This window comes from Alcanivorax sp. HI0083, from assembly GCF_001635175.1.
This window is the reverse complement of the sequence record NZ_LWFX01000904.1, coordinates 1-4,894: the sequence shown is the minus strand read 5'-3', so window position 1 is coordinate 4,894 and position 4,894 is coordinate 1. Positions and strand designations below refer to the sequence as shown.

7 protein-coding genes and 1 pseudogene are annotated in these 4,894 nt (G+C 50.0%); 4 read left to right on the top strand and 4 right to left on the bottom strand.

The genetic code is table 11. The features are described 5' to 3' along the window. A pseudogene (locus A3754_RS09045) lies at positions 1–291 on the top strand (hydrolase or metal-binding protein); the annotation flags it as partial. Here the strand turns inward: A3754_RS09045 and A3754_RS09040 are convergent. Further along, on the bottom strand, positions 288–617 hold the full coding sequence (locus A3754_RS09040) for a helix-turn-helix domain-containing protein (protein ID WP_230457725.1): 330 nt from the start codon (positions 615–617) through the stop codon (positions 288–290). The pseudogene A3754_RS09045 and the gene A3754_RS09040 sit on opposite strands and share 4 nt — an antisense overlap. A 250-nt stretch (positions 618–867) precedes the next feature. Between A3754_RS09040 and A3754_RS09035 the strand changes: the two genes are divergently transcribed. The 3 genes from A3754_RS09035 (at position 868) to A3754_RS09025 (ending at position 2,697) form a co-directional block, all read left to right on the top strand. Further along, positions 868–1,428, top strand: coding sequence for a DUF4339 domain-containing protein (locus tag A3754_RS09035; protein WP_063509630.1), 561 nt, complete (start codon positions 868–870; stop codon positions 1,426–1,428). A 39-nt stretch (positions 1,429–1,467) separates the two neighbouring features. Further along, positions 1,468–2,256: a hypothetical protein gene (locus A3754_RS09030; protein ID WP_063509631.1), complete on the top strand. Its 789-nt coding sequence runs from the start codon at positions 1,468–1,470 to the stop codon at positions 2,254–2,256. A gap of 84 nt (positions 2,257–2,340) precedes the next feature. Continuing rightward, complete coding sequence (locus tag A3754_RS09025) at positions 2,341–2,697, top strand: hypothetical protein (protein WP_063508260.1); 357 nt, start codon at positions 2,341–2,343, stop codon at positions 2,695–2,697. Between the two features lie 233 nt (positions 2,698–2,930). Here the strand turns inward: A3754_RS09025 and A3754_RS09020 are convergent, their stop codons facing one another. The 3 genes from A3754_RS09020 to A3754_RS27615 all read right to left on the bottom strand — a co-directional run. After that, positions 2,931–3,119 (bottom strand): AlpA family transcriptional regulator, encoded by a 189-nt coding sequence (locus tag A3754_RS09020; RefSeq protein ID WP_082844633.1) that lies wholly within the window; start codon positions 3,117–3,119, stop codon positions 2,931–2,933. Between the two features lie 58 nt (positions 3,120–3,177). Further along, the gene (locus A3754_RS28850; protein ID WP_082844632.1) at positions 3,178–3,888 is read right to left on the bottom strand and encodes an inovirus Gp2 family protein; all 711 of its coding nucleotides are present in this window, start codon (positions 3,886–3,888) and stop codon (positions 3,178–3,180) included. Positions 3,889–4,264: 376 nt separating this feature from the next. Continuing rightward, positions 4,265–4,894, bottom strand: a 630-nt coding sequence (locus A3754_RS27615; RefSeq protein ID WP_197468588.1) for a hypothetical protein, incomplete at its 5' end; no start/stop codon positions are given.

Sequence of the window (4,894 nt, the reverse complement as noted above, 5' to 3'; positions counted from 1 at the left end):
GCACCGATCTACTACGTGGNTCTGACGCTGCGCGCTGAGCAATCCATGGAGGATGCCGTCAGCCACGCCAGGGAAACGGCCAAGGTCAGGGAAGACCAGGGCATCAACCAAACAGAGCTGGACAAGGTAGCCCATGCAGGGCTGCTCAACGCTCAGTTCGAATACTCGGAGGAGGAAGGGTTACAGGTCGTGGAGGAGTTCGTGCCGGAAGGGTCGGCCCCACCGGGCAATACTCAACCGCAGTCGNCACAGGGACTCAGCCAGAAGCTGGCCGGACAACAGGCAGGCTAATCAATCATAGCCAGCAGGCCTTGGCGACGTTTAACGGACAGGCGCCGGTAGCCCTTGAGCAGTTGAGCTTCGGCGTCATTACGTACCTGGGCGTCATACTTGGACTTCAGCTCTGAGGCACCCTCAACCTGATCACCGCAGATCAGATGATCCAGCGATACACCGAGGACCGCCTTCAACTTCGGCAGTAAACGAAATCCGGGCGAATCACGGCCATTTTCCCAAGCGGATATCGTGGATTTGGTCACATGAAGCTCGTCGCCCAACTGCTCCTGGGTCAGACCCAACGCCAACCGTGCCGCCTTCAGGCGCTCGGGGAAGCTCATCACGCCCACTCCATCAATCTGATAGAGCAACGCTACGGCAGTGCCATACCTCTGTCGTACCGGAATACTTGACCCCCAAGGTGCAGCATTGCAATACTTTGCGAGTCTTGAATTACATAACACTCAAACTGAGACACACCTTCCAAACCAACGGACACAGCGCCTGGGGGAGACCGCTCTTCCCAGGCACAGCACTCGACCTGTGCTTGGCTAAAAACCATGGAAGGACAGCCACTACAAGGAATGAACAATGGAAAACAGCACCACGGGGAACGAGATCTGGTTCTACGAACTCAACGGAGAAAGGAAGGGGGGCGTTTCTGAAACCGATCTCATCACCCTGATCAGCAACGGCACACTACGCCACGGATCATCCGTCTGGAAGAAGGGGTTCGCGGACTGGACCAACATCGAAGATACCCAGCTTCGGGAACACCTTGATGATACGACCCCACCGCCGCTAACCGGAGCCAAAGTCAACAACACCGTTGTATGGATTCTGGCGTTTGCCCCACTGATCGGCCTCACCCTGGAATACTTTGTGGCCTACATGGTTCACAGCAGCGAGTACCGTGCCGAGCAAGCCGTTGCCAGCGGCCATTTCATTTACATCACTCTCATACTCAATATCGCCCTGTCTTTCCTGGATGAAAAGAGACTCAAGAAAGCCGGCACTGATACCAGCACATTTGGTGGATGGGTGTGGCTGGTGCCCGTCTATCTCTACCAACGAACCCAAGCCCTGAAGCAGAACCTGGCGTACTTCATCGTCTGGATCGTCTGTTTCCTCTTAATTGTGGTTGGTGCTTAAGCCAATCACCTCATGGAAAGATTTTAAAAGAGAACCATCATGAAAAACCTCAAAGCAGCCCTAGCATGCATTTCCCTGGCAGCCCTATCCGGGTGCTCTTCTGAAATAGACGTCATCCGGGAGGGGCGTCTTGAATTACTCCCTGAATATACGGTTGGCCAGGCGCTGGATAACCGTAAGCTTTGTGAGAGCACAGACTGGTCTGTCATTGAGGACGAACGGGGCCGAGATGTCGTTCGTTACACCTGTGATTTCAAGGACATAGAAAAGAATTACAGGGATACAGCAAATGAAATGATCGATGCTGCAAAAAACGACAGCAGGCTGATCACATTGCAGGAAAGGTTAAACGAACTCGAATCAGAAATAGCGAGAGAAAAACAACTATTAAAGAAAGCCCAAAATCATATCGATAACGGGAATTCTTGGACTGAAAGGAAAACAGAAAACGGCTCCAGCTACACGGTTTGGCCTCGTGTGAAACAGCAATCAATAACCGATATAGAAAATCACGAAAGAGGGGTCCGGAGCATAAAAAACCAGATCTCGATGATTGAAAAAGAAAACCAGGACTCCCTCTCTCTGGCTCAGGAGACTCTTGAGAAATACAAAGGAGCCAGGGCCTTTGAAACCATTGACTGGGTGGTAATGGAGGACGAAAGCTTCATGGTGCTTTCCGGAAGCATGCATCATACCAACATATTCAAAGATACCATCGAAGAAACGCCACACGAGAACATACAGTCCGCCCTCTACCTAATTTACAACGAAAACTTCGACACACTATTTGCTTATGAAGATGCCCTACAGCAAATAGCGGAGCTTTGATCATACTTCAATAAGACCCAGTCGCTGACTAGAACGGGCAGCGAATCTGCCCGTTTTATCATCTCCTCAAACTAGGACAACTCAATGAGCAAAGATATTGACATCGAAAAATACACCTCCGAAGACATCACTACTGAAAAGCTCTCCGAACTCATTGCCAAGAAAGCTTCCTTTCAAATTGTCGCGGTCAAGAACATCAGCTCCGTGGTAAATAAAGTCGAGGGAGCCATTGAAAAAAAAGGGCTACGTTGCCGCGTGTACACAGAATACAGAGCGGCCTCCTTAGCCAGCTTCGCTATCCCGACTGGCTTTACCCAGGTTACTGGCTTTGCCTCAGTGATTGGCATCGCCGCTCATAATCTCGCCACTTTCAACCCTGATTATGAGATAGGCAAGAACAAACCTGCCGGCAAAGTGACAGTGCTGTATAAGAAAGATTAGCGCCTTATTGGTAACAGCACCGTCACGTCGTGTGTGGATACCCGAGCAGAACATCCTCTCGGATAGTCCCCGTTTTCCTCGCCTACTACGCTCCAAGGTCTCGATCAATTGGCATTAAACCTCCCCGGTCCTATTGGTACCGGGGTCTACCATTACAAATTGGAGCCCCCTCCTGCTTTCATCTGATACAAAACCTCGCAGCCATCCATGAACCACGAAAGCCCAATAGCCGGTCAATGAGGCACTTCCTGGCAATCCCTCTCCTCAATCCTCTCCAAAATCCAGGCCTCGATTTCATCAGATACCCAGCCAACCGTTCTTCCACCAAGCGGTACTGGCTTGGGGAATACACCCTCAGCAATACGCTTGTAGATCGAAGAACGGCCAAGACCGGTATCTCGTATCACTTCTGTTAGCCTCATGAATCGCATGAAATTCTCCTCGTCATTCGTTCATGCGATAGCGCAGCAACGTAAAAACTTACTCACCTCCTCTCTGGCTACAGCCAAAGTTCCTAAACCCATCGTCATAAAGCTTGGTATCCACCTTTGCCAAGTAGCTCATGCGCCTGAACACCTCATGATATTGCGCGGTATACATAGACGATCCTTTTGAAATCAGCTGGACCGGGCTATCAGGGAAATGGACTAAACCGATTCCTTGACTCCCAGTCAGACCAAGAGTGCGACCCCAAGCTCGCTGAATACGCTCTGCCATGTTGCTAACTGCTTGTTCTTCCGCCAACCACCAGGGGAAGTCCGGCTCTTGCTGACCTAAGATACGCCCCAACGCGGAGTAAGCATCCCTATTGACCATAATGGCAATATGATAATGGGGCTGCCCTTCCCCACCGAACTCGCGACACCAGATCATACGAACATGGCAGTCATGAACCCGTTTTCCCTGGCCGCGCTTACGCTTCGAGTCGCACCTGATCTGCGAACGAAGAGAGTTGATGAAGCCGCTTGCCTGCCCCCCTTTGGGACCTGACCAACCGTACGGCAGCCTAGCAACGAAATGGATGACACAGGTTCGTGGATGCTCATTTAAGGCCCGGTCCAAAGTAGACCGGATAGATTTGAGGTAATTCACCGCGAGTGGACGGTCAGGCCTTGCCAGTACCGGCAAGCCCTCCCAGACTGATTCATAGTGGAGTTTGAGGTTGGTGTTGCTTGAATGTCGTTTTCTCATTGTCTGGCACCTATGGTTTCTTCATAGGTACCAGCGCACTGGTTGAAATTTACTCATGAGCAGGCTGGTTTGGTCCAGCCTGCCTGTTACTCAACCAACTGCACTTACCAGCCTTCACAAGTGGGCTGGCTAAGTGACTTTATGACTATATATATCTATTACCGACACTCAGAGCGGGTTATCAAGTACTGAAAGCCCACAACAGGGCCTTTACCCCACAGACGGGAGCCCAAATAGCGCTATCCAGTTAAAACAATCGATTACGAGTTCTGGAACGGGGTTATCGTACCCAGAAGGCCCACAAACCAATAACACTATTGAGCTTGAAGGCTGACATCAATTCACAGCTTAAATCAGTGCTATCCACGGTATGTAACTACCCCTCATCCTCAATACCAACTTCCGTGTCTACAACCTCCTTTTTGGTCTTTACACTTGGCTTAACAAGCAGGCCAATTTCATACTGCTCTTTTGTAGACAAGTCTACACGGTTGATTTCCTTAGTTGATTTTACATAATCGATTGAAGCCCCTTGGTAAATCCCCGGAGTAACATTTCTGCCTGGCGGCGGCGCAACCACAGCCTTTAAAATCAACAACTTACCATTCTCTGTTGATCGCAATATCGATATCCTACCATCTGGTGGCATAAGCAAACGCATCACCCCTAGTTTTTTGCTTAGCACTTCAGATTTCATGCACGCAGCCCTCCATATCCAGCCAGATAGGAACATCGCCGCTCTAGAGGCCGCCTCATCGCTACCCTTTCTCTCCTTTACACATAGCAATGCCTCCATTTCTAAGCGCAGATTGATGCTTGGTTCTGGTAGAAATTGACTGCCAATGAATAAGTATCTATCGGTCAATATTTGACCTACATAATCGTCTAAAACAGCCTGCAGATATTCTTCAAGCCCATCGAGCACAGCATCTTTGAGTCTTTTAGCAACGTCATCTTCACACTTCACCGGCAACAAATAGTTTCTACGGTCATATTCAATGGCAAC